Consider the following 25,116-nt stretch of genomic DNA (forward strand, 5'->3'; position numbering starts at 1 on the left):
CGTGAAAGACGCAAGGGGCGTGGTGGGGGCTTAGCTGTTGTGTTCGATGGCTTCCTCGGCGGTACAGGCGATATTGTCGATGATGGTCCACTGCTCCGGTGTGCCCCCTTTTTCTACCGCTTCAATGAGGGCTGCGGTGGCACGGCGTACATAGGGCTTGCCATCCTCCTCGTGCGCCTTTTCAAGATCACTTTCCATATCCGCAATCAGCGCCTCGACGCCGTCGTAGTCATCACTCCACTCCAGCGCCTGTTCGGCCGCCTCGTTGATGGTCTCTCCAACGCCAATGATGGCGCTGTCACTGGCGACAATATAACCGCTGCTATTCATGGGTATGCATCCTCTGTAGCCGTTCGAGGGGTACCGGCAGTACCGGGATTTGTCGGACATGAGCCCAGTATAGGCATGCCTGTGCGGTCATCGACAATCGATCGCTGCCATATACGATGACGAAAGCTATGCTCAGCAGGAAATTTCAACCTTTGTGTCAGGGAGAGAACATGCTGCCACTGATCGATCGTGGCCAGGGCGATACTGCACTGGTGATGATGCATTTTTTCGGCAATTCACACCGTGAATGGCTCGATGTTATCGAGCATCTGGGGGCGGCCCATCGCTGCATTGCGCTGGATCTGCCGGGATTTGGCGATGCTGCCGACCGCGACGGGTTTGATACCCGCGCCATGGCGGATCAGGTGGCGCAGACCATCGAGGCGTTGGGGCTTGAGCGGGTGGTGCTGATCGGCCACTCCTTTTCCGGCAAGGTGGCCATGGTGCTGGCGGCCAGACGGCCAGAGTGGCTGGCCTCGATGGTGCTGGTGGCGCCGGCCCCGGCACTACCGCAGCCGGTCAGTGACGAGGAGCGCGAGTTTCAGCAGGCCTTTGATCACAGCCGTGAGCAGGCCGAGGCCTTTATCGACGGCGCAATCGCACAGCCCCTGTCGCCGGCGCGCTATCACGATGCTGTAGAGGATGCCATGCGCGCCTCGCCCGAGGCCTGGCAGGCCTGGCCGCGTCACGGCAGTCGAGAGGACGTCTCGGTCGAGGTCGGTGTGCTGGAATATCCCGCGTTGATCGTCGTGGGAGATCAGGATCCCTCATTACCGCCGCGGACCCAGCGCGAGCTGGTGCTGGGCCAGTTCGCCGCACCGCGCCTTGAGATCATTCCCGATCATGGGCACCTGCTGCCAGTGGAGATGCCACAGGCACTGGCGGCGCTGATCGATGATTTCGTCGGCCACGACGGACAGATATGAACGCTTGAGCATAATCTGTGGTGCCTTTTCAATACGACCAATGGATGCCCTGCCTGGCGCGCCCGAAGCGCCGGGTACGTTGTGTTACGACAGGGCCCCTGTATACATTGATCCCGCATAACAGCGTTCGAGTGACAAGGGCGTACGACGATCAATGGATCAGGGGAAGGCATCATGACTTATAAAAGCGGACTGATAGCGGCCTCGCTAGCACTGTTGATGCTCGGTGGCTGTGGTGATGACAGCGACACCGAGCAGGCGGACAGTAGCGGTTCGAACGCACAGCAGGACAGCGGCGACAGCCAGAACAACGCAGGCGAGGCGACGGCGGATCCCGTTCAGGTGGTGTTTGGTACCGGGGGCACCTCCGGGGCCTACTATGCGCTCGGCGGTGCGTTGAAGTCCGTGCTTGAAGCCAGTCCGCTGGTGCGTAACGTCCAGGTGGTCTCCACCGGTGCCTCGGTGCAGAACATCCAGAACATTCAGGACGGCCTGAATCAGCTGTCGATCGTCATGAGCGATGTGGCCTATGACGCGGTCAACGGCCAGAATCAGTTTGAAGGCAACGCCGCCGATATCACCGCCATCGCCGGACTGTATCCCAACGTGGTCCAGGTCGTGGCGCTGGGCGACAGCGGCATCGATAGCATCGAGGATATGGCCGGCAAGCGTATTGGTGTCGGCCAGGTAGGTTCCGGTGTGGAAGCCAGCGCCAAAATCGCGCTGGCCTCGGCAGGCCTTGATTACGATGATCTGGCACGCGTCAGCCATACCGGTTATGCCGACAGCGTGACCGAGATGAGCAACGGCAATCTGGACGCTGCCTTTTTTACCTCGGGTGTGCCCAACAGCAATATTACCGGCCTGATGCAGAGCCGCGACATCAGGTTCGTCAACATTGACGGCGATATCGCGCAGACGCTGATGGACGACTATCCCTACTATCAGAGCTACACCATCCCTGCCGGCGCAGCCGAGCGCTATAACCTCTCCGAGCCGGTCAATACCGTGGCCATCCGCAACCTTCTGATCGCTCCGGCCAGCATGCGTGACGATGTGGCCGAGGAGCTGGCGCGTCGCTTTGACGATTATCTCGGTTCCGGGCAGGTGGCTGTGGGTGCCCTGCGCGAAGTGGGTGAAGATACCCTGGATCAGGATCTGGTTTTGCCGGTGCATCCCGGCGCGCAGCGCTACTACGACAACCGCGCAGACAGCGCGTCGCAGGACGACAGCGCCAGCGATGGTGACAACAGCGACAACAGCTGATCCTGCGCGTGCCGCGTCGCCGGCTCTGGCTGACGCTGTGTGCGCTGGCCCTGACGGTCGCGCTTGGCTGGCCCCGCCCCTGGCTGGTGGTCAGTGAGCTGACCGCTCAGGGGGAGGTTGCGCAACGCTACGTGTTTCCCGGTGGCGATGGCACGACCTTTTCGCTGCGCTGGCAGCACTCGGTCGAGCGTGAGGACTGGATCGAAACCTTCAGCCTGTCCGGCGGCGACATTCGCGTGGTGCGCAGTCGTTTCAAGACCTTCGGCGCCGGCGTGCCGGATACCGGCCATGCCAGTCACCTCGAGCGCGGCTGGGTGGTGCTGGACGATATCGCACGCCAGGTCGATCCTCTGCTGGTTCAGGCGGCCTCGCGCGAGCACTACCGCATGGGATACAGCGGTTACTGTTTCGACCTGAAGGCCCTGGGCGCAGCGCCGCTTTTGCACTTTCAACAGCAACGGCTGCCAACGGCGGCAGTGATCGGCGCCCTGTGGCGTCCATGGTGGCATTGGTTGACGTCGAAGGGTCGACAGGGCCCCGCATTGTCACAGAGAGAACAACATGAGCAAGAAAATGGATAACCGCGACGGCGCCGAGCTGACCGGTGGTCTGGCAGGCAGGGACGATAGTGCGGCGCTGGACCCGGCGCTGATGGAAAAATACGACCGCGAAAGCGCCATACGTCATAGCCTGCCGCGCCTTTTTGCCCGTATCGTGACATGGCTGGGCGTGGCACTGGCTCTCTTTCATCTTTATACCTCGACGGCCGGGCCGCTGATTGATATCCAGCAGCGCAGCATTCACCTCTACACGCTGCTGGCGCTGGCCTTTGTGCTGTATCCCTTCACCCGCAAGGGCGCGCGCGATCGCGTACCGATCCGCGATGTAATACTGGCGCTACTGGCGCTGGGCATTGGCATCTACATGATCGTGTCCACCCAGCGAATCATTCTCGCCGCCGGGCGCATCACCGATCTGGACATGGTGATTGGCATAGTAGCCATTTTGCTGGTGCTGGATGCCACCCGGCGCGTGACCGGCTGGGGGTTAACGCTGCTGGCCACGGCCTTTCTGGCCTATGGCCTCTACGCACGGCTGTCGTTCTACCCCGAGCTCAATCCCGATATTCTGATGGCGATCGGCCGTCAGCTGATGTCACATCTGGTCTATATCACCGAAGGTCTGCTGGGCTCGGCGATCGCCGTGTCGGCCAGCTATATCATCCTGTTCATTCTCTTTGGCGCCTTTCTGGGCAAGTCCGGACTGGGGCAGCTCTTCAATGATCTGGCGCTGGCGGTGGCGGGCCACTCCCGCGGCGGACCGGCCAAGGTGGCGGTGATTGCCAGCGGGTTTCTGGGCTCGATCAACGGCTCGGCGATTGCCAACGTGGTCACCACCGGTGCCTTTACCATCCCGTTAATGAAAAAGACCGGCTACAAGGCCAACTTTGCCGGCGCCGTGGAGGCGGCGGCGAGTGTGGGGGGGGCAGATTCTGCCGCCGATCATGGGGGCGGCCGCCTTCATCATGGCCGAGGTGCTGTCGGTGCCGTATACCCAGGTGATGCTGGCCGGCATCATCCCGGCGCTGCTTTTTTATCTGGGCGTGCTGATCCAGGTGCATCTGCGTGCGCTGCGCAATGGTCTCAAGGGCATTCCGCGCGACCAGCTCTCCCCGGTACGGGCGGTCATGGTCGAGCGGGGCCACCTGCTGGTGCCAATGGCCGTGCTCATCTGGCTGCTGGCCGACGGACGCGCGCCGTTTTTTGCCGCCTTCTGGTCGATCGGCGCCACGGTGCTCATCTGCGGCACGCGTCGCGTGGTGATCGGACTGTCGTTGATTCTGCTGGCACTGATCTTTCAACCACAGCTGGAAGGGCTGATTGGAGGTCGTGGCATACCCGATATCTCTTCGGGACGGCTGTGGCTGCTGGCGGTAATCGCGGTGCCGGTCATCATCAACGCGTTGCGCGCCACGCGCGGGATCGTGGCCGAAACCATGACCGCGCGTGACTGTGTCGATGCCATGGAGGGGGGAATTCGCAACGCCATTCCGGTGGCCGTGGCCTGCGGTGCGGTGGGCATTATCGTGGGCGTGGCCACGCTGACCGGCATTGCGCTGGAGGCGGCAGATGCCGTGGTGGCGCTGGGCTCGCAGATTCCGAGTCCGATGGTGCAGCTGATGGTCACGCTGCTTTTGACCATGCTGGCGTCCATCGTGCTGGGCATGGGCCTGCCCAGTATCCCGACCTATATCATTACCAGCACCATGGCCGCGCCGATTCTGCTCAATCTGCCGCTGTTTCGCGAGCTCTCCGGCAGCAATGAAACGGCGGTGTTCGTGGCGCACATGTTTGTCTTCTACTTCGGCATCTTTGCCAACCTGACGCCGCCGGTGGCACTGGCCGCCTATGCCGGCGCCGGTATCAGCGGTGGGTCGCCCAACGCCACGGGCTTTCAGGCCATGAAACTGGCCATTGCCGGGTTCGTGGTGCCCTTCATGTTTGTGTTCGCCCACGAAATGCTGATGATCGATTCCACGATCACCAACATCCTGATGGTGCTGGTGACCAGCGTGGCCGGGGTCACGTTGCTGGCCATTGCCGCCGAAGGCTACCTATGGACGCGGGTCAACATGGCCATGAGGCTGCTGTCTCTGGCAGGCGCGCTGATGCTGATCTTCCCGGGACTCTGGACCGACCTGGGCGGTGCGGGTATCGCGGTGATGGTGTTCATGATCAACCGGGCGCTGGCGGCCCGGGAGAGGGCAGGGGCGTCAGGCAGTCCTGCCTGACCCCCTGAAAGACCGGTCGGGGCGCTTAACGGCGTCCCGACCGGATATCGGCGAGAATCTCGTAGCTGCGCAGTCGGTCGGCGTGATCATAAAAGTCCGAGTTGATCATCACCTCGTTGGCACCCGTGCGCTCGATAAAGGCTTCGAGCTCGCGGCGAACGGTGTCCGGGCCGCCCACGATGGACGCGCCCAGATTATTGGAGATGGCGGCCTGCTCATGCGGGCTCCAGTCCATCTCGCGCACCGGCGGGGCCAGCTGAATACGACGACCGCGTATCAGCGACAGGAACTTCTGCTGCTGGGTCGTGGCCTGATACTGCGCCTCTTCATCGGTATCGGCGGCCACCACCGGAATGCCGACCATGGCATAGGGCTCATCAAGCACATCGGAGGGCTGGAAGTTGGTGCGATACAGGCGCAGCGCTTCCATCATGTAGCCCGGCGCGAACTGCCCGGCGAAGGCGAACGGCAGGCCCAGATGAGCGGCAAGCTGCGCGCTGTAGCCACTGGAGCCCAGCAGCCAGAGCGGCACGTGAGTGCCCTGACCCGGCCAGGCACTGACGCGCTGTCCGGGCTGCTCATCGCCCAGATAGCGGGAAAGCTCCGCCACCTGCTGTGGAAAATCGTGGACGCCACTTTGCGGGTTGCGGCCAAGGGCTGCGATGGTGGCGCCATCGGTGCCGGGCGCGCGGCCCAGGCCCAGATCGATGCGATCAGGATAGAGCGTGGCCAGTGTGCCGAACTGCTCGGCTACCATCAGCGGCGGATGGTTGGGCAGCATGATGCCGCCGGAGCCGACCCTGATGGTGGACGTGGCACCGGCCACATGGCCGATCAGCACTGAAGTGGCCGCGCTGGCGATACCGGCCGCGTTATGGTGTTCGGCCAGCCAGAAACGATGAAAGCCCAGCGACTCGGTATGGCGTGCAAGGGTGACCGTATTGTCAAACGTCTCGCTGATGGTGCCGCCCTGACGTACGGGCGCCAGATCCAGTACGGACAGGCGGGTATTGGCAAGTAGGGACATGATGGCCTCTGGAAATTGCGAAAAAGCACTGCTGCCAGCATATCATTAGCAGGCTCATTATGCGTGACGTCGGGGCGTATGACCGGTAATTCAAGGGCTGCCGGGCACATGACAGGGTCACCAATGCCAAAAAAGCCGGCAGAGCCGGCTTTTTAACGATGGGGCAGAGACACCCGACTAGCGATGGCGTGCGTGGCGAATCTCGTATTCACCTTCCAGCGTGGCGTGGTCGTCGGACGCGCCGGTCTGCCCCTGCCAGGTTTGGCCCTTCTGGCTCGCCTGTTTTTTCATGCGATGACGCACCAGCGGCATCATGGCCCAGCCCAGCAGGATAAAAAACAGGGCCAGTACGCTGCCAAGCATCAACAGGATGCCAAAGATCATCCAGGCGCCCAGCATTTTCAACGCGCCGGGCTGTCGAGAGGGCTGTGCTGCCCGGGCGCGTGACTTCATCTCTTCGGCCATGCGCCAGGCGGCGTTATAACTCTGATCTGCCATGTAAACACTCCTCACGGGTAGTGGCTGAAACAAAATGGCTGACTATAAGACAATAGCGTCCATGACAGGTTCATGCCCGGATGCGTGATTCAGTCTGATTTATGGCGCAGCGATCTGACAGGGAGAGGGGGTCATGCAGGATCAGGGTAGGGCAGCCCTGACGCCCGAAAGGGGTTCTTTCGGGCATACAGGAGCGCTGCGGTGTTCGGATATCGGTCCGAACAGGCCGTGCTACACGGGCGAAGCGCGCCCGGAGTCTTACTCGGCGTTGTTGCGCGTACCGAAGTTGCCGAAGCGACGACGGAACTGTGCTGCACGACCTTCAGAGCTGGCCTGACGCTGCTGGCCGGTATAGAAGGGGTGCGATGCAGAGGAAATATCCAGACGTACCAGCGGATAGGTCTCGCCTTCAAACTCGATGGTCTCGCCAGTGCTTACTGTCGAGCGAATCTTGAAGTGTGTATCGGCGTTGGTGTCGTGAAAGATCACCGTACGGTACTGGGGATGGATGCCTGCTTTCATGGCGCGCTCCGGAAAGATGTTGGTCAGCCAAATTTAATGGCCGGGTATGATGAGCCAGCGTCAATATTTTTTCAACCGTTTTCCGGCCGGCGCGACCCGCCAGGGCAGGTTTTCGCCGGCCTGCCCCGGAAAGTTCTGGCTGTAAAGGGCGGTTGGCAGCCCTCTCCCGGAGATGGATCCTATTGAACCCACGACTTGTGAGCCGCGCCCGACCAGGTCACGCTGCCTGCCGGTTGGATCGAAAGGACTATCAGGCAATGCAGGCGATAACAGGGCTCTGGCCGCTGACAGCCATGCGCCAATTGTGCGCAATATTTACGCTGATGTTGATGATGCTGGCGATGGTACCGCAGGCCCACGCCTCGGCCGCCGAGCTTGCCGGGCTGGGTTCGGGCGGCGGCGACAGCGCTGACAGCAGCGAGCAGGCCTCCCCCGAGCAGATTCGCGACTCGCTGGATCAGCTGATCTCCACGCTTGAGAACAGCGAGCAGCGCGACTCGCTGTTACAGGGGCTGCGGGATCTCAGGGAGGCGAGTCAGGCGCGTATCGACAGCGATGAGGCGCAGGGGCCGCCGGGGGCAACCGGGCGCGGCCTGCTGGGAGCGTTGGCGGCCACCTTTGAGGAGGTGACCGGTCAGGAGGGCGAGGGGCGCAGTCTGGCCCAGAGCTGGCAGCGAAGCGCCGATAACGCCCTGGATGACCTGTCCGAGCGCTTCGGCGAGCGCGGCAGTCGCTGGACACTGCTGCGGGATTTTCTGGTCACGCTGGCAGCGCAGCTGGTCGCGGGCCTGCTGCTGTATACGCTGATTCGTGCCGTGGGCAAGCATTATGGCGTGGTGCAGCGCCTCCCCGAGCAGCCCACCGCGGTGGTGCTGATGCGTTACTGCCTGAGAAGGCTTTTGCCCATGGGCCTGGCCTTTGCCGGTACCCTTGCGATCACCTTTCGCATGGGCCCCACCCCCGGCATGACGCTGGCAACCACGCTGGGCTGGGCTGCGCTATGCGGCATGGTGTTTGCCTCGGTCTGTGAGGTGGTCTTTTCCCTGTTTTCCTGGGGGCATCGCCGTACGGCGCTGCGTCTATTGCGCCAGCAGGCGGCATGGCCGCTCTTTTATATCGGCAGTGTCGCCGCGCTGGGAGATGCCCTCAATGCTTCCCTGCTGACCGAGGCGCTCGGCAGTGATCTGGCCGGCTTCAGTGCCGAGGTGGTCAACATCACGGCCGTCTTGCTGACCGGATTTTTCGTGGTGCGCTTTCGGCGCCCGATTCGCCATCTGATTCGCAATCGCCCGCTGAGCCAGCGCCAGCAGGGCGGTGCCATCAGTGACCTGATTCAGGTGCTGGGCAGGGTCTGGCATATCCCGGCGCTGTTGATCGTGGCCGCTTCGCTGCTGGCCATTTTGACCTACAGCGGTGACGTGCGTTCGGTCTTTGCCCGGGCGCTGCTGACGGCCGCGCTCATGATCGTGACGCTGATCGTGACCGGGCTTTTGCGCCGCAGCAGCCAGCAGGTTCGCCAAAGACCGCGGCGCTCGCTCTATGTTCGTCGCCTGACCCGGTTCGGCTACGTGCTGGCGCATCTGGCCTGCTGGGTCATTTTTGCCGAATGTGCCGCGCAGACCTGGGGGTTTTCGCTGTTGAATCTTGGCCGGACCGGCGGGGTGGGCGAGCGCATCGCTCAGCCCCTGATCAGTATCGGGCTGACGGTGCTGTTTTGCTGGCTGATCTGGATTCTCACCGATACGGCGATCCATCGCGCCATGACCTCGACCTCGCGCTCCCAGCGCGGGCGGGCCCGTCGCGCGCGAGCCGAAACCATCACACCGCTGATGCGCAACGTGGTGTTTGTCACCATTGTGGTGATCGGCTCGATCGTGGCGCTGGCCAATCTGGGCGTCAACGTGACGCCGCTGCTGGCGGGTGCCGGTGTCATCGGTCTGGCGGTGGGCTTTGGTGCCCAGACGCTGGTGCAGGATCTGATTACCGGTATCTTCATTCTGGTCGAGGACACCCTGGCCATTGATGACTTTGTCGACGTGGGCGGCAATCTGGGCACGGTCGAAAAGCTCAGCCTGCGTACCATTCGCCTGCGTGATCTGGACGGCATCGTCCACTCGGTGCCCTTCAGCCAGATCAAGGCGGTGCAGAACTATTCGCGCGAGTTCGGCTACGCCATGTTCCGGGTGCGCGTGCCTCAGCGCATGACCATCGACCGGGCCATCGAGATGATCGAGGAGACCGCCGGTGGCATGCGCAACGATCCGATGTTTCGCTTCAAGATCTGGTCGGCGCTCGAGATGCAGGGCGTGGAGAGCTTTACCGAAGGCTCGGCCATCGTACGGGCCCGCTTTCGTACCGCGCCGGTCATGCAGTGGGAGGTCGCCCGCGAGTTCAATCTGCGCCTCAAGCGGCGCATGGACGAGGAGGGCTTTGACCTGGCCGTGCCGCGCACCAGCATCCACCTGGAAAACATCGATGCGCTGCTGGCGCACCTGCAGGGGAAGGAAGCCGGTGCAGACCAGCCGCGCGAGAACCCTGACGTGATGGCGGCACCGCCCGAATCGCGTGATGAAGAAGATGCTGACGCGCCGTCGGACGCCCCGCCGGAGGGGGGTGATGCCCCCTCGCGGCCCTGATGCGATACTTCGGTGTCGCTCAGCCGGTTTCGCCGGACAAGTGAAGGTGGCCTCGCACCACCTGGCGAGTGCCGCGTCGACTGCCGGACTGCAGGGCATCCTCGATCAGATCCATGGCCTGGGTGGCCATGGTCACCAGGTCATGGCGGATTGAAGGAATGGCCGTGCCCAGCAGTTCGGCATGCGTGATGCCGTCGATGCAGAAAAGACGTGGCCCGCCGGGGTGCTCGGGCAGGGGTAGCTGTGCCCGGCGATAGGCGGCAAGAACACCCAGCGTGATCTGGTTGTTGATGCCGATCAGGGCATCCGGCAGCGGCGCCTGGCCGAGTCTTTCGCTCAGGAAGCGCTCGGTAGGTGACATGGAAAAATCGCCATAATGCACTTCAAGACTGATGGGGCTGCCGGCGAGCGCCTCACGAATCCCTGACACCCGTCCGATGGTGACCAGTGAATCCGACGGTCCCGACAGAATCAGCAGCCGCTCGACCGGCTGGCGGCGCATCCAGCGCCCGGCCTGATAGCCACAGTCGAGATTGTCGATGTAGATGCCGCCATGGTGGGGCCCCTCGACCTCCCGATCCAGCAGCACTACGGCAATCCCGGCCCGGGCAAGCCGCTCCAGACACGCCGCCTGATGATGCGTATCCGATGAGATAAACGTCAGAATAATGCCATCCACGCCACAGGCGATCAGCCGATCGATGGCCGCCCTTTCCTGTTCGGGAGAGTCGCGGGAATCCATCGTCAGCACATCCACTTGGCGGGTCTCGCCCAGCTGGCCGATAAGACAGGTCAGTTCATGGAAAAAGGGGTTGTCGGACTGTGGATTGATGATGCCAATCACGCCGCGCGGGGGGGCGACAGGAAGTGCCGTTGACTGGCGCGGGCGTGCCAGATAGCCCATGGCACTGGCGGTATCCAGCACATGCTGGCGCGTCTGCGGATGCAGCTGGTGGGGCGAGCTGAAGGCGCGTGAGACGGTAATCGGGCTGACGCCAGCGGCCATGGCGACATCCTTTAACCGAATTCTGCCCGTTGATGGGGGTTTTGCCATGGCATTCCTGCGTGTCTGTTCAGTGAAGGCCGCTGGCACGGCCGTGCAATCAATACCTTTATCTATCATTTTTTGTCATCGATGCCGCCTGAAAAGTGGTCGCGGTGGGGGTGACATTCGTCGGTCGATAGCGTTGTTGTTTTTCTACCAAGGCTTATCAATTGGTCTTTATGGTTTTTAACCTTATGTTTTATAAAGTTTTTAAGAAAATGGCTCGAGTTGCTTGAAAGACGTTACTGCTTAACGATATGTCGATGATGTGAATGACACCGAATGACAAGAAAAGACAGATCGGTGCACCACAATGAAGCGACTTCCTGCCGCGGGAAGTCCGTCAATGACCAGGGCAGGCATTACAATGAAAACGTCATGGATCGTGCTATTGGCAGGACTCGGAAGTGCCGGTGTGGCTCAGGCGCAGACCACGATTACTGTAGCGACCGTCAACAATCCCGACATGGTCACCATGCAGAAGATGACCAAGGCCTTCAACGAGGCGCATCCGGATATTCGGGTCAATTACGTGACGCTGGCCGAAAACGAGCTGCGCCAGAAAATTACCACCGACATTTCCAGCGGCGGCGGTCAGTATGACGTCATTACCGTCAGCAACTATGAAACGCCGATCTGGGCCAAAAACGGCTGGCTCCGGGCGATGGACCATCTGCCGGAGAGTTATCAGGTCGATGATCTGATTCCGACCGTGCGCCAGGGCCTGTCCGTGGACGGCGAGCTGTATGCCCTGCCGTTTTACGCCGAATCCTCGATGACCTACTACCGCAGGGATCTGTTCGAAAAGGCCGACATCGAGATGCCTGACCATCCGACCTGGAGTCAGATGGAGGAGTTTGCCCAGAAGATTCATGACCCGAAAAACGGCGTCTACGGCATCTGCCTGCGCGGGCTGCCCGGCTGGGGCGAGAACATGGCGCTGTTCAGCACCATGGTGAACAGTTTCGGCGGGCGCTGGTTCAACGAGCAGTGGGAGGCGCAGCTGACCTCTCCGGAGTGGAAAAATGCCGCCAACGCCTACAAGACGTTGCTGACGCAGTACGGCCCGCCGGGGTCCACCTCCAACGGCTTTACCGAAACCGAAACGCTCTTTGCCAACGGCCAGTGCGGTATGTGGGTGGATTCCACGGTCGGTGCCGGCTATCTCTCCAACCCCGACAACTCGAAGGTGCACGAACACCTCGGTTTTGCCCAGGCGCCGCATGAAACCACCGAGGCCGGCTCGAGCTGGCTCTATGCCTGGGCGCTGGCGGTACCGGAGTCGGCCAACAATCCTGAAGCAGCGCAGACCTTTGTCGACTGGGCGACCTCTGCCGACTATATCCAGAACGTGGCCGATACCCACGGCTGGCTGTCGGTGCCGCCCGGCACGCGTGAATCGACCTACGACAGCGAGGGCTATCAGGAGGTGGCGCCCTTCGCCGGTCTGGTCGAGGAAGCCATTGCCAGCGCCGACCCTGAAAATCCGACCGCCGAGCCGGTACCTTATACCGGTATCCAGTTCATCAGCATCCCACAGTTTCAGGCCATCGGTACGCGGGTCGGCCAGATCATGGCCGGTATCCTGAGCGGCCAGACCAGCGTGGACCAGGGGCTTGAACAGGGGCAGGCCTTTACCGAACGGCTGATGCGTCGTGCCGAGGTGGCGCAGTAATCGGTGGCCCACCGATGACCGAGCGTCGGTAACCAGTGTGACCACGCGGGTATTGCCCGCGTGGTCTCCGGCGTTGATGATTTCTTTCATGCGAGGCCCATGACATGAGCGCTCCCTCCACCAATGCGCCACCGCAGCGGCGTGCACCGACCAAGCGTCTGATGGCGCCGTCCGTGCTGTTTCTGCTGGTCTGGATGATTGTCCCGCTGGCGATGACGCTGTACTACTCCCTGCAGGACTACAACCTGATGATGCCGAACACGCGCGGCTTCGCAGGGTTTCTAAGCTATGAACTGCTCTTTACCGACCCCGTGTTCTGGGACGCGCTGCTCAATACGCTATTGCTGGTGGCGACCTGTCTGCTGGTGACGGTTGTGGCGGGGCTGGCGCTGGCGCTGTTGTTCAATCGCACCTTTGTGGGCCGGGGGATTGCGCGAACGCTTGCCATCTCGCCGTTTTTTGTCATGCCGGTCGTCACCGGACTGATCTGGAAATACATGCTGCTGGACCCGGTCTACGGGCTTTTTTCCTGGGTGATGCGCTCGGTAGGACTTGAACCCATTCAGTGGCTGTCGAGCTATCCGCTGCTGTCGGTGGTAATGATGATCAGCTGGGAGTGGACCCCCTTTGCGCTGCTGATTCTGCTGACCGGACTGCAGTCGCTGCCGGAGGATCAGCTCGAGGCCGTGCGTCTGGACGGCGCCAATCGCTGGCAGGAGTTTCGCCACATCGTGCTGCCGCATCTGGGGCAGGTGCTCTATGTGGTGATCATGCTGGAAAGCATCTTCTTTTTGACCTCCTTTGCCGAGATCTACGCCACCACCAGCGGCGGCCCGGGCACGGCGACCACCAATCTGCCGTATTACATCTATCTGAGTGCGTTTTTCCAGTACGACATCGGGCTCTCCTCGGCGGCGGCTGTAGGAGCCGTCATTCTGGCCAATATCTTCGCCATATTCCTGATCCGGTTTGTGGCCGGCAACCTTAATGCAGGGAGCCAACGATGACTGCCTCCAACGTTGATCAAGCGCCCGGGCGCAAGAGCGGTGCTGGCGGTACAGCGCTGACGCTTTTGGCCTGGCTGATCGGTATCACGATGTTTTTTCCGATCCTCTGGGTGGTACTGACGGCGCTCAAGACCGAGCAGACGGCGTTCAGCATGACGCCGACGTTTATCTTTTCGCCCACGCTCGAAAGCTTTCGCAGTGCGCTGGCCCAGGGCAGCGGCTACTGGCACTACGCGCTCAACTCGGTGATTACCGCGCTGGGCTCGACCCTGGTGGGGCTGGCACTGGCCATACCGGCGGCGTATGCCATGGCGTTTTATCCCTCCAGGCGGACCGACTTCACGCTGGTCTGGATGGTGTCGACCAAGTTCATCCCGGCCGTGGGCGTTCTGATTCCGGTCTTTCTGGTCTATCGCTCGCTGGGGCTTCTGGATACCCGACTGGGCCTGACAATGCTGTTTACCGCCATGAACCTGCCCATCATGGTATGGATGGTGTACTCGTACTTTCGCGATATTCCGGTCGACATCGTCGAGGCGGCCAGCATCGATGGTGCCAGCACGACCCAGACCATGTTCCGTGTGATTCTGCCGCTGGCCCTTCCCGGCCTGGCCTCGACCGGGCTTCTGGCGCTGATTCTGGCTTGGAACGAGTCGTTCTGGAGCCTGACCATGACCGATTACCACGCCGCCACGCTTGCCGTGTATACGGCCTCGTTCAAAAGCGGTGAGGGGCTTTTCTGGGCGCGACTGTCGGCCGCTTCGGTGCTGACTATTGCCCCCATCGTGGTGCTGGGCTGGTTTGCCCAGCGCCAGATGGTCCGCGGACTGACCTTTGGCGCCGTTAAATAGGCGCAGTGACTCGATCTGCGCAGCCGGATGGCTGTGCCTGAAAAAGGAAGAGCTTCGATGGCGATTGTAGAACTCAAGGATGTGGCCAAGCGCTACGACAGCGTGCCGGGCAAGAAGGGCGCCGAGCACGCCAATGCGGTCGAGGATTTCAATCTGACCACGAAGGATGGCGAATTCGTGGTGCTGGTCGGGCCGTCCGGCTGTGGCAAGTCCACCACCATGCGCATGATCGCAGGCCTTGAGCACAACACGGCCGGCGAGATCCGCATCAACGGTCAGGACGTCAGCGACGTCGAGCCGCGCGACCGTGATATCGCCATGGTGTTCCAGAGCTACGCGCTCTACCCGCACATGAGCGTTTATCACAACATGGCCTTTGCCCTGGAGCTTAAGAAAACCCCGAAGGAGGAGGTGAAAAAGCGCGTCCAGGAAGCGGCCAAAATTCTGGATATCGAGCATCTACTGGATCGCAAGCCGCGGGCACTTTCAGGTGGCCAGCGCCAGCGGGTGGCGCTGGGACGAGCACTGGTGCGCCAGCCGCAGGTCTTTTTGATGGATGAGCCGCTGTCCAACCTGGATGCGCGCCTGCGCGTCGAGATGCGCGCCGAAATCACGCGGCTGCATCGGCGGCTGGGCGTGACCACCTTCTACGTCACCCACGACCAGACCGAGGCGATGACCATGGGCCAGCGCATCGTGGTCATGCGTGATGGCCGCATTCAGCAGATCGACACGCCCTATAATCTCTATGAACGCCCGGTCAACCGGTTCGTGGCAGGCTTTATCGGCACGCCGTCGATGAACTTTCTGCAGGCCGATCATCAGGGTGAAACGCTCAAGGGCGAAGGGTTTTCATGCTCGCTGAGTGCGCACCAGCGAACGGCACTGGGCGATGCCGGCCAGCGCCCACGATGCTGGCTGGGCATTCGGCCCGAACATCTGCATCAGGTCGGGGCCTCAAGCGGCAGCGGCCGACTGGAGGGTGTCATCGAGGTCATCGAGCCGCTGGGACCGGTCACCATGGCCCAGGTGCGCATCGGTGAGACGCTGGTGACGGCGCAGCTGGGGGCGCATCCCGGGATACAAATCGGTGACACGCTGACGCTGGCCTTTGATCCGGATCATGTCCATCTTTTTGATATCGACAGCGACGAGGCGCTGGGGGTGGCAGAAGCCCCTTCCGCATCCTCGGCGCAGGCCACCGCATAATGACGGCAACGGGCCGGGTAAACGATCGACAACACAGGGAGTGACGGCATGACAGCGCTGAAGGCAGACAATCTTGATCAGCTGGGCGGGGAGATCGCACGGCCTCGCTACAATCGTGACGATGTCAGCGTCGGCATCTTTCACTTCGGCGTTGGCGGCTTTCACCGCGCTCATCAGGCCATGTATCTCGACGAACTGATGAACGACGGCCGTGCGCTGGAATTCGGCATCTGTGGCGTTGGCGTGATGCCGGGGGATCGACGCATGCAGGAGGTGCTCAAGGCGCAGGACGGTCTGTACACCCTGGTGCTCAAGCATCCCGATGGCCAGTGGGAACCGCGGGTAATCGGCTCGATCGTGGACTATCTCTATGCCCCGGATGACCCCGAAACACTGATCGAGCGCCTGGCCGCCGACACCACCCGTATCGTCTCGCTGACCGTCACCGAGGGCGGCTACAACTTTCATCACGTCACCGGTGAGTTCAATTTCGACAATCCGGACGTGCGCCACGATCTGGACGCCGACGCCACGCCGAAAACCTTTTTCGGCCTGATTACCGAGGCGCTGGCGCGCCGGCGCGAGAAGGGCCTCGAGCCCTTTACGATCATGTCGTGTGACAACATCCAGGGCAACGGCGATGTGGCAAAGGAGTCCTTTGTGGCCTTTGCCCGCCGTCGCGACCCCGAGCTGGGGGACTGGATCGAACAAGAGGTGCACTTTCCCAATTCGATGGTGGATCGCATTACGCCGGTGACGACCGACGAGGACCGCGCCGAAATCCAGCAGCGCTTTGAGATCGAGGATGGCTGGCCGGTGGTGTGTGAGCCCTTCACCCAGTGGGTGCTGGAGGATCATTTCAACCAGGGCCGCCCGGCCTATGACGAGGTTGGCGTGCAGGTGGTCGATGACGTCATGCCCTATGAGCTGATGAAGCTGCGCCTTTTGAACGCCAGCCATCAGGCGCTGACCTATTTCGGCTATCTCGACGGCTACCGCTACGCTCATGAGGTTTGCCAGGACGAGCTGTACGCCGATTTTCTGCTCAATTACATGGTCGAGGAGGGCACGCCGACGCTCTCGCCCGTCCCCGGGGTCGATCTTGACGACTACCGCCGTACCCTGATCGAGCGCTTCGCCAATCCCGAAATTCGCGACACCCTGGCAAGACTGTGCGCCGAAAGCTCCGATCGCATCCCGAAATGGCTGTTGCCGGTGATCCGCGAGCAGCTCGAGCGTGACGGCGAGATCAAGCGCTCGGCGGCGGTGGTGGCCAGCTGGGCCCGCTACGCCGAAGGCGTTGACGAGCAGAATGAACCGATCGAGATTGTCGATCGCATGAGAGACGAGCTTCACGAGATCGCCCAGCACAATCGCGATAACCCGCTGGCCTTTATCGAAAACCGGGAAGTGTTCGGCGATCTGGTCGACAACGAGCGCTTTGTCGAGGCTTACACCCAGGCGCTGTCTCGCCTGCATCAGCAGGGCGCACGGGCCACGGTGGAATCGGTGCGCTAACCCATTCCCACGACAGCATTTTCGAACAGGACGGGAACATGTATATCGGCGTGGACTGCGGAACGCAGAGTACCAAGGTGGTGGTGCTGGATGCGCAAGAGGGCATCATCATCGGCGAAGGACAACACACGCACGAGCTGATCAGTCGTGAAAGCGGTCGCCGTGAGCAAAATCCCGAGTGGTGGATCGAGGCGTTTGAAGTGGCGTTCCATCAGGCCATCGAGGCCGCCGGAATCGACGTCGGTGCGATTCGCGGCATCGGCATTTCCGGGCAGCAGCACGGCATGGTGGCGCTCGATAGTCAGGGCGTGCCGGTCTATCCGGGCAAGCTCTGGAACGACACCGAATCCTCGAAGGAAAACGCAGAGTACGTCGAGGCCCTCGGCGGCGAGAAGGGCTGTCTGGACGCGCTCGGGCTGGTGCCCCAGACCGGCTACACCGCCTCCAAGGTGATGTGGCTGCGTCGCCACCATCGCGACGCCTATGACCGTATCGCGCACATCCTGCTGCCGCATGACTACCTCAACTTCTACCTGACCGGCGAGTACACCGCCGAATGCGGTGACGCCTCGGGCACGGGCTGGTTCGATACCCGACAACGCTGCTGGCATCTCGAGGCCTTTTCACACGTGGCCCCCGAGCTGGACCCCGAGCGCGTACTGCCGCGGCTGATCGAGCCACATCAGCCGGCCGGCACCGTGCGTCGCGACATCGCCGGCCGTCTGGGGCTGGGAAGCAATGTCATTGTTTCGGCCGGCGGTGGTGACAACATGATGGGGGCGATCGGTACCGGCAATATCCAGGCAGGCGCTGTCACCATGAGTCTGGGCACCTCGGGCACCATTTATGCCAGCGCCAGCCAGCCGGCGATTACCGATAATGGGCTGGTGGCGAATTTCTGCGCCAGCCACGGCGGCTGGCTGCCCCTGATCTGCACCATGAACGTCACCTCCGCGACCAGTCAGCTAAGCCGCGTACTGGGACATGACGTCAAGGCCTTCAATGAGGCCGTGGCGCGGGCGCCCATCGGCGCCGAGGGTGTCAGGGTGCTGCCGTTTTTCAACGGTGAGCGCGTGCCCATGCTGCCGGAGGCCACCGGCAGCTTTCTGGGGCTTTCGGCGCACAATTTCTCGGCTGACAATCTCTGCCGGGCGGCCATGGAAGGCGCAAGCTTTGGACTGCGCTACGGGCTGGACCTGCTGGAGGCGTTCGATATTCGCCCTGAGCAGCTGCGCCTGGTCGGTGGCGGGGCCAACAGCAGTGTCTGGCGACAGATGATTGCCGACATCATGAACGTGGAAGTGGTGTGTCCGGTGATTCGAGAGGCGGCCGCGCTGGGCGGCGCGCTGCAGGCGCAGTGGTGTGATGAATACATGCAGGGGCGCAAGACAGCACTGGCCGATATCTGCCGCCATGCGGTTGATATTGACCAATCTACCCTCACATCTCCTGACAGGGATAACGTCTCGCGCTATGCAGATGTCTACGCAGACTATGTCGAAACGCTTAAAGACCGCTATCCTGAATCTCTGACACGGTAGAATTTCGTTGCAGACGGTCATGAGCCGTCTCTACATGAATATCGCGGTCAGTCGATGCTGCCCGTCGGCTGCCCCCAATCGATTCGATGGAGTGATACATGGCAACTCAGCTTGAATCCCTCAAGGCGGTTTCCAAGGTTGTCGCCGATACCGGTGACCTGGAAGCGATCAAGAAATATCAGCCCCATGACTCCACCACCAATCCTTCGCTGCTGCTCAAGGCCTTTGATCTGGAAGGCTACCAGGAGCTGATCGACAAGACGCTTGCCGAGGTCAAGAAGGAGACCGAGGGCCAGAGTCGCGAAGCGCGCCTTGAGCACGCCGTGGACCGTCTGTCGGTGGTCGTGGGGACCGAGATTACCAAACTGGTACCGGGGCTTGTCTCCACCGAAGTGGCGTCCAAGCTGTCCTTTGATCGCGATGCGAGTATCGAGAAGGCACGCAAGCTGATCGATCTGTACAAAAAGGCCGGCGTGGATCGCGACCGCATCCTGATCAAGCTTGCGTCCACCTGGGAAGGCATCCGCGCCGCCGAACAGCTGCAGAGCGAGGGCATCAACTGCAACCTGACGCTGCTGTTCAGCGATGCCCAGGCGCGTGCCTGCTTTGAAGCCGGTGTTTTCCTGATCTCGCCCTTCGTGGGCCGCGTCACCGACTGGTACAAGAAGCGTGACGGCGTTGAAAGCTACAGCCCCGATGAAGACCCGGGCGTGAAGTTCGTGCGCGGCGTGTGCGACTACGCCAGCAACTATGGCTACGACACCGTGGTCATGGGCGCCAGCTTCCGTAATACCGATCAGGTGTTGGCACTGGCCGGCTGTAACCGCCTGACCATCTCGCCGGACCTGCTCGAAGAGCTGGCCAACGCCGAAGGTGAGGTTGAGCGCAAGGTGACCGATACCGGCCCCGGCGACAAGAAGGTCGAGAAAATGACCGAAGCCGAGTTCCGCTGGCAGCACAACCAGGATCCCATGGCCAACGAAAAGCTGGCTGAAGGCATCAGCAAGTTCGCCGATGATCAGGAAAAGCTGGAAGGTCTGATCGAAAAGCGTCTGTAAATTTAGCGCTTTCCATGAAAAGGCCGGCTCCATTGGAGCCGGCCTTTTTTTATCCTTGATTCGATGCTCCGGGGCATCAGCTTAGCTGGCGGTCGATACGCTCTGGATCCAGTAGATGATCAATGATCAGGTGTGTGGCCCCCATGATGCCGGCGCGTCTACCCAGATGACTGATCTCCACCTTTAGATCACGTGTGGCCAGGGGAAGCGAGCGTTGATACAGCGTCTCGCGAAAGGCGGCAACGCATTCATCCTGACCCTCGATCAGCGTCCCTCCCAGTACCACGACTGCCGGATTCAGTAGACTGACGGCATAACTGGCGGCCAGTCCCAGACGCTTGCCGCTCTGGCGTAATGCTTCGATGGCCTGTGCATCGCCACTTTTTGACAGTTGCACAATGGCTTGGGCACTGTCGACCATATGCCCCTGTTCACGCAGGGTGCGTACCAGCGACCAGCCCGAGGCGTAGGCCTCCAGACAGCCGCGCTTACCACACCGGCACGGGGCCGCCGGCTGTGTGGGCGTATCGGTCTCGATCATCAGATGGCCGATATCGCCGGCGCTCCCGCGTGCGCCACGCTGTAGCCGGCCCTCCATGATAATGCCGGCACCGATGCCGGTGCCCATCTTGATATAAAGCAGATCCTGTACCTGCGCGCGTGCCGTCCGGTACTCCCCCAGTGCCATCAGATTGACATCGTTGTCGATGATGACCGGGCAGTCGTAGGCCTGCCGGAGTGTCTCGACGATTGGATAGTCGTCCCAGCCGGTCATGATGGGCGGGCGGACCACGCGCCCGGTCTCGAACTCCACCGGTCCCGGCAGCCCCATGGCAATGCCGGCCACATCGCCACCCTCTATTCCCGCTTCCAGCAGCAGCGCTGCAAGTGCCTGTTTGATCAGGGCCAGTGTCTCGTCGGGGCCCTTTTCTATGGCATGAGCAATTTCCCGCTCCAGGCGGATCTCGAGGGTCAGAGTGGTCAGGGCCAGACGCATGGAGGTCGCACCGGCATCCACTACCAGCAGGGCACCATAGGCGTTATTCAGGCAGAAGTGCCCGGCCGGCCGGCCGCCGGTCGAATCACCACTGTCTGCTTCACATATCAGGCGACTTTCCAGCAGTCGCTCAAGACGCTGCGCTACTGTCGAGCGTGACAGGCCGGTCACCCGCATGATCTCGCTTCGAGTGGTGGCACGCCGGGTGCGGATCAGATCAAGAACGATGCCATGGGTCGCCAACACGAACTCCTTCCAGGATTTTGAACAGTTATATTCTGACACAGGGTGGTTATGACGTGTCATCTCCTTACTTATGTATTATTGTCATGCAAAAGGTGTGTTTTTAAAATACATAAATAGCTTGTTTCTTGGCCTTCAGGTGGAAAACGTTATGGCAGCAGGAAATTCGATGGGCATTCATGCCCTGGTCTGGACCGGTGGAGTCGATGGGCAGTCGCTGGAACGTGCCGTCAGGCAGAGCGCTGACAGCGGTTATCAGGTGCTGGAGCTGTCGCTTCATGACCTGGAAGGGATGGATGCAACGCGGACACGTCGTGCGGCTGAAGACGCCGGTATCGAGCTGATCTGTTCGCGCGGGCTGGCCTTTGACGCCGATGTCTCCAGCGATGATAAGGAGGTGGTGGCGCGTGGCGAGGCGCTTTTACAGGCCTCGCTTGAGATGGCTGAATCGCTGGGATCGCGCATGCTATGCGGTGCGCTTTACAGTGCGCTGGGCAAGTACGGTCAGCCTGTCAGCGCCCAGGGTCGTGCCAATGCTGTTGAGGTGATTCGCCGTCTGGCCGACAGCGCGGCGAAAAAGGGCATCACGCTGGGTATCGAGGTGGTCAATCGCTATGAGTCCAACGTGATCAATACGGCCGGGCAGGCGCTGTCGCTGATCGATGAGATTGGCCGAGACAACCTCTGTGTACATCTGGATACCTATCACATGAACATTGAGGAGGCCGATCTGGTACGTCCAGTGATCGAGTGCGGTGATCGCCTGGGCTATGTCCATATCGGCGAGAACCACCGCGGTTATCTCGGCTCGGGATCAATCGACTTCAATGCCTTCTTCCACGCTTTGGCGGGCATTGGCTATCAGGGGCCCATTACCTTTGAAAGCTTCTCCTCGGCAGTCGTAGCGCGCGGGCTTTCCAATGATCTGGGGATCTGGCGCAACCTCTGGTCCGACAGTGATGACCTTGCACGTCATGCGCGTGAATTCATGGGCAATCAGCTGCATGCCACGCAGCAGATGATACGTGTGCAATAAGGCACGACCGGACTGCGCCCGCACGTTCTTGCCGAAAGACGTGCGGGCCGCGTTTTGCTGTTAATCAGGATGTAGAACATGGATGCCGCTCAATCCGGGCCGCTTTTAAGCCTGAACGTAATTGATTACATGATTCTGGTGTTTTATTTCGCCATTATCATCGCCATCGGCTTTCTCGCCCGTCAGACCACGAAAACATCTCAGGATTTTTTCCTGTCCGGGCGATCGATGCCGGCCTGGATGACGGGGCTGGCCTTTGTTTCGGCCAACATGGGGGCACTGGAGATCATCGGTGGTGCGGCCAACGGCGCCCAGTATGGTGCCTCGGCCGTCCACTTTTTCTGGCTCGGTGCGATCCCGGCCATGGTGTTTCTGGGTGTGGTGATGATGCCCTTTTACTACAGCTCCAGGGTCCACAGCGTGCCCGAGTATCTGCGGCGACGTTTCAATGAACCCACGCATCTGCTCAACGCGATGGTCTTTGCCGTGGCCCAGCTCATGATTGCCGGGGTCAATCTCTACGCTCTGGCGCTGATCATCGAGAGCCTGACCGGTATGCCGCTGTGGACGTCCATCGTGATAGGCGCGGTGGTGGTGCTCATGTACATCACCCTGGGCGGACTGACTGCGGCCATTTATGGAGAAGTGCTGCAGTTTTTCATCGTGCTGGCAGGGCTGACCCCTATCGTGGTGGTCGGGCTGCATCACGTGGGCGGGCTGGACGCACTGATGGAGAGTGTCAGCAGCCACGGCCCGCAGATGCTGTATACCTGGGAGGGGACCTCAGTCGGCAACTGGGTCAACCCACTGGGGGACTGGATTGCACTGGCGATGGGGGAAGGCTTTATTCTGGCCTTTGGCTACTGGACCACCAACTTTGCCGAGGTGCAAAGGGCCCTGTCTGCGGGAAGCCTCAACAGTGCGCGCCGAACCCCGATCATCGGGGCCTTTCCAAAGATGGCGCTGCCGCTGTTTACGATCGTGCCCGGCATGATTGCGCTGGTATTGATACCGGGGCTGGGTGGTGGTGAAGGTCCCTCCTACAACGATGCCATCCCGCTTCTGATGGCGCGCTTCCTGCCCAATGGGGTGCTGGGGCTGGCCCTGACCGGGCTGCTTGCGGGCTTTATGGCGGGCATGGCGGCTAATATCAGTGGTTTCAATACGGTATTTACCCAGGATATCTGGCGTACCTATATTCTGCGAGGACGCAGCGATGCGCACTATCTGCGCGCCGGTCGTGTGGCCACGGTGGTGGGCATTATCATCAGCGTGGGCACGGCATTTATCGCTGCGGGCTACAGCAATATCCAGAACTACCTTCAGCTGCTGTTCTCGTTTTTCAACACACCGCTGTTCGTCATTTTTATCCTGGGACTTTTCTGGGCACGCACCTCGCCCTGGGCGGCCTTTACGGGCATGCTGGCCGGGACCATGGGCGCCATGGCGGCGCATCTGAGCGCACCTCATATCAGCTATTTCTACCAGGGTGGTGTCATGGAGGCGGCGCGCTACAGTCCGCAAATGGCCAACTTCTACTGTGCCATTGCTGCCGGTCTTGCCACGCTGGCGGTGGTTGTGGGTGTGACGCTTTTCACTCCCGCAAAAGCGCGCGGCGAGCTCAAGGGGTTGGTCTGGGGCATCCCTGATCCTGAATCGCCCGACCTTGCCGAAATCAAGGCAGGTGTTCCCTGGTGGCGTTCTCCTATCCTGCTGGGCGGTCTGGCGCTGGCGGTGGTGGCCGGGCTTTATATCACCGTGATGTGGCGCTGGTAGAGCGCCCCTAAAGGGAGAAAGGCATGATACGTAACGAGTCAAAAAAGCGGCGCCCCTTCGACCTGCGCCACCTGATTGCCTTCGTGCTCGGGGTCTACGGTATTCTGCTGGGCGGCAAGGGGCTGCTCGATAATGCGCAGACGCTCGAAAAGGCGGACGGGCTTGCCATCAATGCCTGGATGGGGGTCGCCATGCTGGCCCTTGGGGCGTTAATTTGGCTATGGAGTCGGCTGGACCCTCTGCCACCGGTCAGTCCTGATGACGATACGGATGAATGATCAAATTCAGCGGACGCATGGCGCGTCATGTCTGATCCTTCTGTAGAGGAAATGCAATGAGTACCCCTGTCTCGAGTGACCATGGTGCCTCGGAAAACGATATTGCCGGGATAGCAATCGATGAGGCAGTGGTCGCGGCGGCCCGGGCGCTGATTCGTGATCGGCCCCGGGCACTGCTGGGGCTGGTAGGCGCGCCGGGGGCCGGCAAGTCCAGTGTCAGCGAGGCGCTGTTGAGCCATCTCGGTGAGCAGATGCAGGTGGTGCCGATGGATGGCTATCACCTCTCCAATCGTGAACTGGCCCGTCTTGGGCGTGCCGAGCGCAAGGGTGCTCCGGATACCTTTGATGGCGCCGGTTATGTATCGCTGCTGGAGCGATTGCGCACGCCCAAAGCGGATGAAATCGTCTACGCGCCAGGCTTTTATCGTGAGATCGAGGAGCCCATTGCCGCCAGTATTGCCGTGCCACCGGACACGCCGCTGGTGGTGACCGAGGGCAACTATCTCCTGATGGAAGAGGCGCCCTGGGATCGCGTCAGGGCGATGCTCGATGAAATCTGGTATGTCGAGGTCGACACCGAACTGCGCGAGCAGTGGCTGGTGGAGCGGCATATGCGCTTTGGACGCAGTGAGCTTGATGCCCGGGCGTGGGTGGCCAGCACCGATCGTCCCAATGCCGAGCGTATTGAAGCCACCCGCGCGCGCGCTGACCGTCTCATCGGCTGGGATGGCGGTTGCATCCGGTTTTTATAAGCTTGCGATGGTTTTTAACACGATGTCACCATTTTCAGGCGTTTTCGCCGCTCATCCGGGGCGGCATCAGCGTGGCTTCAGGCTATAATCATGACCAGCAGGCTCCGGCGTTGATCGTCGGGGCATTTTTTTGA

General features: G+C 61.1%; 22 protein-coding genes and 1 pseudogene. 17 read left to right on the forward strand and 6 right to left on the reverse strand.

The features are described 5' to 3' along the window. Positions 1 to 30: 30 nt before the first annotated feature. Positions 31 to 330 (reverse strand): hypothetical protein, encoded by a 300-nt coding sequence (locus C8D72_RS11350; protein WP_115854562.1) that lies wholly within the window; start codon positions 328 to 330, stop codon positions 31 to 33. Between the two features lie 170 nt (positions 331 to 500). Between C8D72_RS11350 and C8D72_RS11355 the strand changes: the two genes are divergently transcribed. The 5 genes and pseudogenes from C8D72_RS11355 to C8D72_RS11370 all read left to right on the forward strand — a co-directional run bounded on the left by C8D72_RS11355 (position 501) and on the right by C8D72_RS11370 (position 5,313). Continuing rightward, positions 501 to 1,256, forward strand: a complete 756-nt coding sequence (locus tag C8D72_RS11355; RefSeq protein ID WP_170140580.1) for an alpha/beta fold hydrolase — start codon at positions 501 to 503, stop codon at positions 1,254 to 1,256. A 174-nt stretch (positions 1,257 to 1,430) separates the two neighbouring features. Next, complete coding sequence (locus C8D72_RS11360; protein WP_115854564.1) at positions 1,431 to 2,522, forward strand: TAXI family TRAP transporter solute-binding subunit; 1,092 nt, start codon at positions 1,431 to 1,433, stop codon at positions 2,520 to 2,522. A gap of 8 nt (positions 2,523 to 2,530) precedes the next feature. Further along, positions 2,531 to 3,103 carry a DUF1850 domain-containing protein gene (locus tag C8D72_RS11365; protein ID WP_170140581.1) on the forward strand — a complete coding sequence of 191 codons (573 nt, stop codon included), beginning with the start codon at positions 2,531 to 2,533 and terminating at the stop codon, positions 3,101 to 3,103. 400 nt (positions 3,104 to 3,503) lie between these two features. Continuing rightward, positions 3,504 to 3,941, forward strand: a pseudogene (locus tag C8D72_RS17765) (TRAP transporter large permease subunit); the annotation flags it as partial. Between the two features lie 106 nt (positions 3,942 to 4,047). Next, positions 4,048 to 5,313: a TRAP transporter permease gene (locus tag C8D72_RS11370; protein WP_281271622.1), complete on the forward strand. Its 1,266-nt coding sequence runs from the start codon at positions 4,048 to 4,050 to the stop codon at positions 5,311 to 5,313. Positions 5,314 to 5,338: 25 nt separating this feature from the next. On the opposite strand, the gene C8D72_RS11375 is transcribed toward C8D72_RS11370, so the two are convergent. From C8D72_RS11375 to C8D72_RS11385, 3 genes are all read right to left on the reverse strand, one after another. Further along, entirely contained in the window at positions 5,339 to 6,340 is a 1,002-nt protein-coding gene (locus C8D72_RS11375; protein ID WP_115854566.1) for an LLM class flavin-dependent oxidoreductase, read from the reverse strand. A 177-nt stretch (positions 6,341 to 6,517) separates the two neighbouring features. Beyond that, positions 6,518 to 6,838, reverse strand: a complete 321-nt coding sequence (locus tag C8D72_RS11380; RefSeq protein ID WP_115854567.1) for a hypothetical protein — start codon at positions 6,836 to 6,838, stop codon at positions 6,518 to 6,520. 258 nt (positions 6,839 to 7,096) lie between these two features. Further along, positions 7,097 to 7,360: a type B 50S ribosomal protein L31 gene (locus C8D72_RS11385; protein ID WP_115854568.1), complete on the reverse strand. Its 264-nt coding sequence runs from the start codon at positions 7,358 to 7,360 to the stop codon at positions 7,097 to 7,099. A 257-nt stretch (positions 7,361 to 7,617) separates the two neighbouring features. On the opposite strand from C8D72_RS11385, the gene C8D72_RS11390 reads away from it, so the two are divergent. Next, positions 7,618 to 9,996 (forward strand): mechanosensitive ion channel family protein, encoded by a 2,379-nt coding sequence (locus tag C8D72_RS11390; RefSeq protein WP_245955235.1) that lies wholly within the window; start codon positions 7,618 to 7,620, stop codon positions 9,994 to 9,996. A gap of 19 nt (positions 9,997 to 10,015) precedes the next feature. Here the strand turns inward: C8D72_RS11390 and C8D72_RS11395 are convergent, their stop codons facing one another. Next, the gene (locus C8D72_RS11395) at positions 10,016 to 11,119 is read right to left on the reverse strand and encodes a substrate-binding domain-containing protein (protein WP_115854569.1); all 1,104 of its coding nucleotides are present in this window, start codon (positions 11,117 to 11,119) and stop codon (positions 10,016 to 10,018) included. A gap of 289 nt (positions 11,120 to 11,408) precedes the next feature. On the opposite strand from C8D72_RS11395, the gene C8D72_RS11400 reads away from it, so the two are divergent. The 7 genes from C8D72_RS11400 (at position 11,409) to tal (ending at position 19,900) form a co-directional block, all read left to right on the forward strand. Then, a complete protein-coding gene (locus C8D72_RS11400) occupies positions 11,409 to 12,716 on the forward strand; it encodes an ABC transporter substrate-binding protein (protein ID WP_115854570.1) in 1,308 nt (435 codons plus the stop codon). Between the two features lie 104 nt (positions 12,717 to 12,820). Beyond that, positions 12,821 to 13,723, forward strand: a complete 903-nt coding sequence (locus C8D72_RS11405) for a carbohydrate ABC transporter permease (RefSeq protein WP_115854571.1) — start codon at positions 12,821 to 12,823, stop codon at positions 13,721 to 13,723. Beyond that, on the forward strand, positions 13,720 to 14,574 hold the full coding sequence (locus tag C8D72_RS11410; protein WP_115854572.1) for a carbohydrate ABC transporter permease: 855 nt from the start codon (positions 13,720 to 13,722) through the stop codon (positions 14,572 to 14,574). The genes C8D72_RS11405 and C8D72_RS11410 overlap by 4 nt, the downstream gene beginning before the upstream one ends. Before the next feature lie 57 nt (positions 14,575 to 14,631). After that, on the forward strand, positions 14,632 to 15,783 hold the full coding sequence (locus C8D72_RS11415) for an ABC transporter ATP-binding protein (RefSeq protein WP_115854573.1): 1,152 nt from the start codon (positions 14,632 to 14,634) through the stop codon (positions 15,781 to 15,783). 48 nt (positions 15,784 to 15,831) lie between these two features. Beyond that, a complete protein-coding gene (locus C8D72_RS11420) occupies positions 15,832 to 17,301 on the forward strand; it encodes a mannitol dehydrogenase family protein (RefSeq protein ID WP_115854574.1) in 1,470 nt (489 codons plus the stop codon). A gap of 38 nt (positions 17,302 to 17,339) precedes the next feature. Next, positions 17,340 to 18,842, forward strand: coding sequence for a xylulokinase (xylB, locus tag C8D72_RS11425; RefSeq protein WP_115854575.1), 1,503 nt, complete (start codon positions 17,340 to 17,342; stop codon positions 18,840 to 18,842). 98 nt (positions 18,843 to 18,940) lie between these two features. Then, positions 18,941 to 19,900, forward strand: a complete 960-nt coding sequence (tal, locus tag C8D72_RS11430) for a transaldolase (protein WP_115854576.1) — start codon at positions 18,941 to 18,943, stop codon at positions 19,898 to 19,900. 76 nt (positions 19,901 to 19,976) lie between these two features. Here the strand turns inward: tal and C8D72_RS11435 are convergent, their stop codons facing one another. Then, positions 19,977 to 21,143 (reverse strand): ROK family protein, encoded by a 1,167-nt coding sequence (locus tag C8D72_RS11435; protein ID WP_170140582.1) that lies wholly within the window; start codon positions 21,141 to 21,143, stop codon positions 19,977 to 19,979. Positions 21,144 to 21,309: 166 nt separating this feature from the next. Between C8D72_RS11435 and C8D72_RS11440 the strand changes: the two genes are divergently transcribed. From C8D72_RS11440 to C8D72_RS11455, 4 genes are all read left to right on the forward strand, one after another. Next, on the forward strand, positions 21,310 to 22,176 hold the full coding sequence (locus tag C8D72_RS11440) for a sugar phosphate isomerase/epimerase family protein (RefSeq protein WP_211308843.1): 867 nt from the start codon (positions 21,310 to 21,312) through the stop codon (positions 22,174 to 22,176). A gap of 78 nt (positions 22,177 to 22,254) precedes the next feature. After that, the gene (locus C8D72_RS11445) at positions 22,255 to 23,952 is read left to right on the forward strand and encodes a sodium:solute symporter family protein (RefSeq protein WP_115854579.1); all 1,698 of its coding nucleotides are present in this window, start codon (positions 22,255 to 22,257) and stop codon (positions 23,950 to 23,952) included. A 23-nt stretch (positions 23,953 to 23,975) separates the two neighbouring features. Beyond that, positions 23,976 to 24,230 (forward strand): hypothetical protein, encoded by a 255-nt coding sequence (locus C8D72_RS11450; protein WP_115854580.1) that lies wholly within the window; start codon positions 23,976 to 23,978, stop codon positions 24,228 to 24,230. Between the two features lie 56 nt (positions 24,231 to 24,286). Then, a complete protein-coding gene (locus C8D72_RS11455) occupies positions 24,287 to 24,982 on the forward strand; it encodes a nucleoside/nucleotide kinase family protein (protein ID WP_115854581.1) in 696 nt (231 codons plus the stop codon). Positions 24,983 to 25,116 lie beyond the last annotated feature (134 nt).

It is taken from the genome of Kushneria indalinina DSM 14324, assembly GCF_003385845.1.
Classification (GTDB): domain Bacteria; phylum Pseudomonadota; class Gammaproteobacteria; order Pseudomonadales; family Halomonadaceae; genus Kushneria; species Kushneria indalinina.

Excerpts from the sequence above, each read along its gene's own strand:
- C8D72_RS11350 (WP_115854562.1), bottom strand. The coding sequence starts at position 330 with ATGAATAGCAGCGGTTATATTGTCGCCAGTGACAGCGCCATCATTGGC.
- C8D72_RS11355 (WP_170140580.1), top strand. The coding sequence starts at position 501 with ATGCTGCCACTGATCGATCGTGGCCAGGGCGATACTGCACTGGTGATG.
- C8D72_RS11360 (WP_115854564.1), top strand. The coding sequence starts at position 1,431 with ATGACTTATAAAAGCGGACTGATAGCGGCCTCGCTAGCACTGTTGATG.
- C8D72_RS11370 (WP_281271622.1), top strand. The coding sequence starts at position 4,048 with ATGGCCGAGGTGCTGTCGGTGCCGTATACCCAGGTGATGCTGGCCGGC.
- C8D72_RS11375 (WP_115854566.1), bottom strand. The coding sequence starts at position 6,340 with ATGTCCCTACTTGCCAATACCCGCCTGTCCGTACTGGATCTGGCGCCC.
- C8D72_RS11380 (WP_115854567.1), bottom strand. The coding sequence starts at position 6,838 with ATGGCAGATCAGAGTTATAACGCCGCCTGGCGCATGGCCGAAGAGATG.
- C8D72_RS11385 (WP_115854568.1), bottom strand. The coding sequence starts at position 7,360 with ATGAAAGCAGGCATCCATCCCCAGTACCGTACGGTGATCTTTCACGAC.
- C8D72_RS11390 (WP_245955235.1), top strand. The coding sequence starts at position 7,618 with ATGCAGGCGATAACAGGGCTCTGGCCGCTGACAGCCATGCGCCAATTG.
- C8D72_RS11395 (WP_115854569.1), bottom strand. The coding sequence starts at position 11,119 with ATGATAGATAAAGGTATTGATTGCACGGCCGTGCCAGCGGCCTTCACT.
- C8D72_RS11400 (WP_115854570.1), top strand. The coding sequence starts at position 11,409 with ATGAAAACGTCATGGATCGTGCTATTGGCAGGACTCGGAAGTGCCGGT.
- C8D72_RS11405 (WP_115854571.1), top strand. The coding sequence starts at position 12,821 with ATGAGCGCTCCCTCCACCAATGCGCCACCGCAGCGGCGTGCACCGACC.
- C8D72_RS11410 (WP_115854572.1), top strand. The coding sequence starts at position 13,720 with ATGACTGCCTCCAACGTTGATCAAGCGCCCGGGCGCAAGAGCGGTGCT.
- C8D72_RS11415 (WP_115854573.1), top strand. The coding sequence starts at position 14,632 with ATGGCGATTGTAGAACTCAAGGATGTGGCCAAGCGCTACGACAGCGTG.
- C8D72_RS11420 (WP_115854574.1), top strand. The coding sequence starts at position 15,832 with ATGACAGCGCTGAAGGCAGACAATCTTGATCAGCTGGGCGGGGAGATC.
- xylB (WP_115854575.1), top strand. The coding sequence starts at position 17,340 with ATGTATATCGGCGTGGACTGCGGAACGCAGAGTACCAAGGTGGTGGTG.
- tal (WP_115854576.1), top strand. The coding sequence starts at position 18,941 with ATGGCAACTCAGCTTGAATCCCTCAAGGCGGTTTCCAAGGTTGTCGCC.
- C8D72_RS11440 (WP_211308843.1), top strand. The coding sequence starts at position 21,310 with ATGGGCATTCATGCCCTGGTCTGGACCGGTGGAGTCGATGGGCAGTCG.
- C8D72_RS11445 (WP_115854579.1), top strand. The coding sequence starts at position 22,255 with ATGGATGCCGCTCAATCCGGGCCGCTTTTAAGCCTGAACGTAATTGAT.
- C8D72_RS11450 (WP_115854580.1), top strand. The coding sequence starts at position 23,976 with ATGATACGTAACGAGTCAAAAAAGCGGCGCCCCTTCGACCTGCGCCAC.
- C8D72_RS11455 (WP_115854581.1), top strand. The coding sequence starts at position 24,287 with ATGAGTACCCCTGTCTCGAGTGACCATGGTGCCTCGGAAAACGATATT.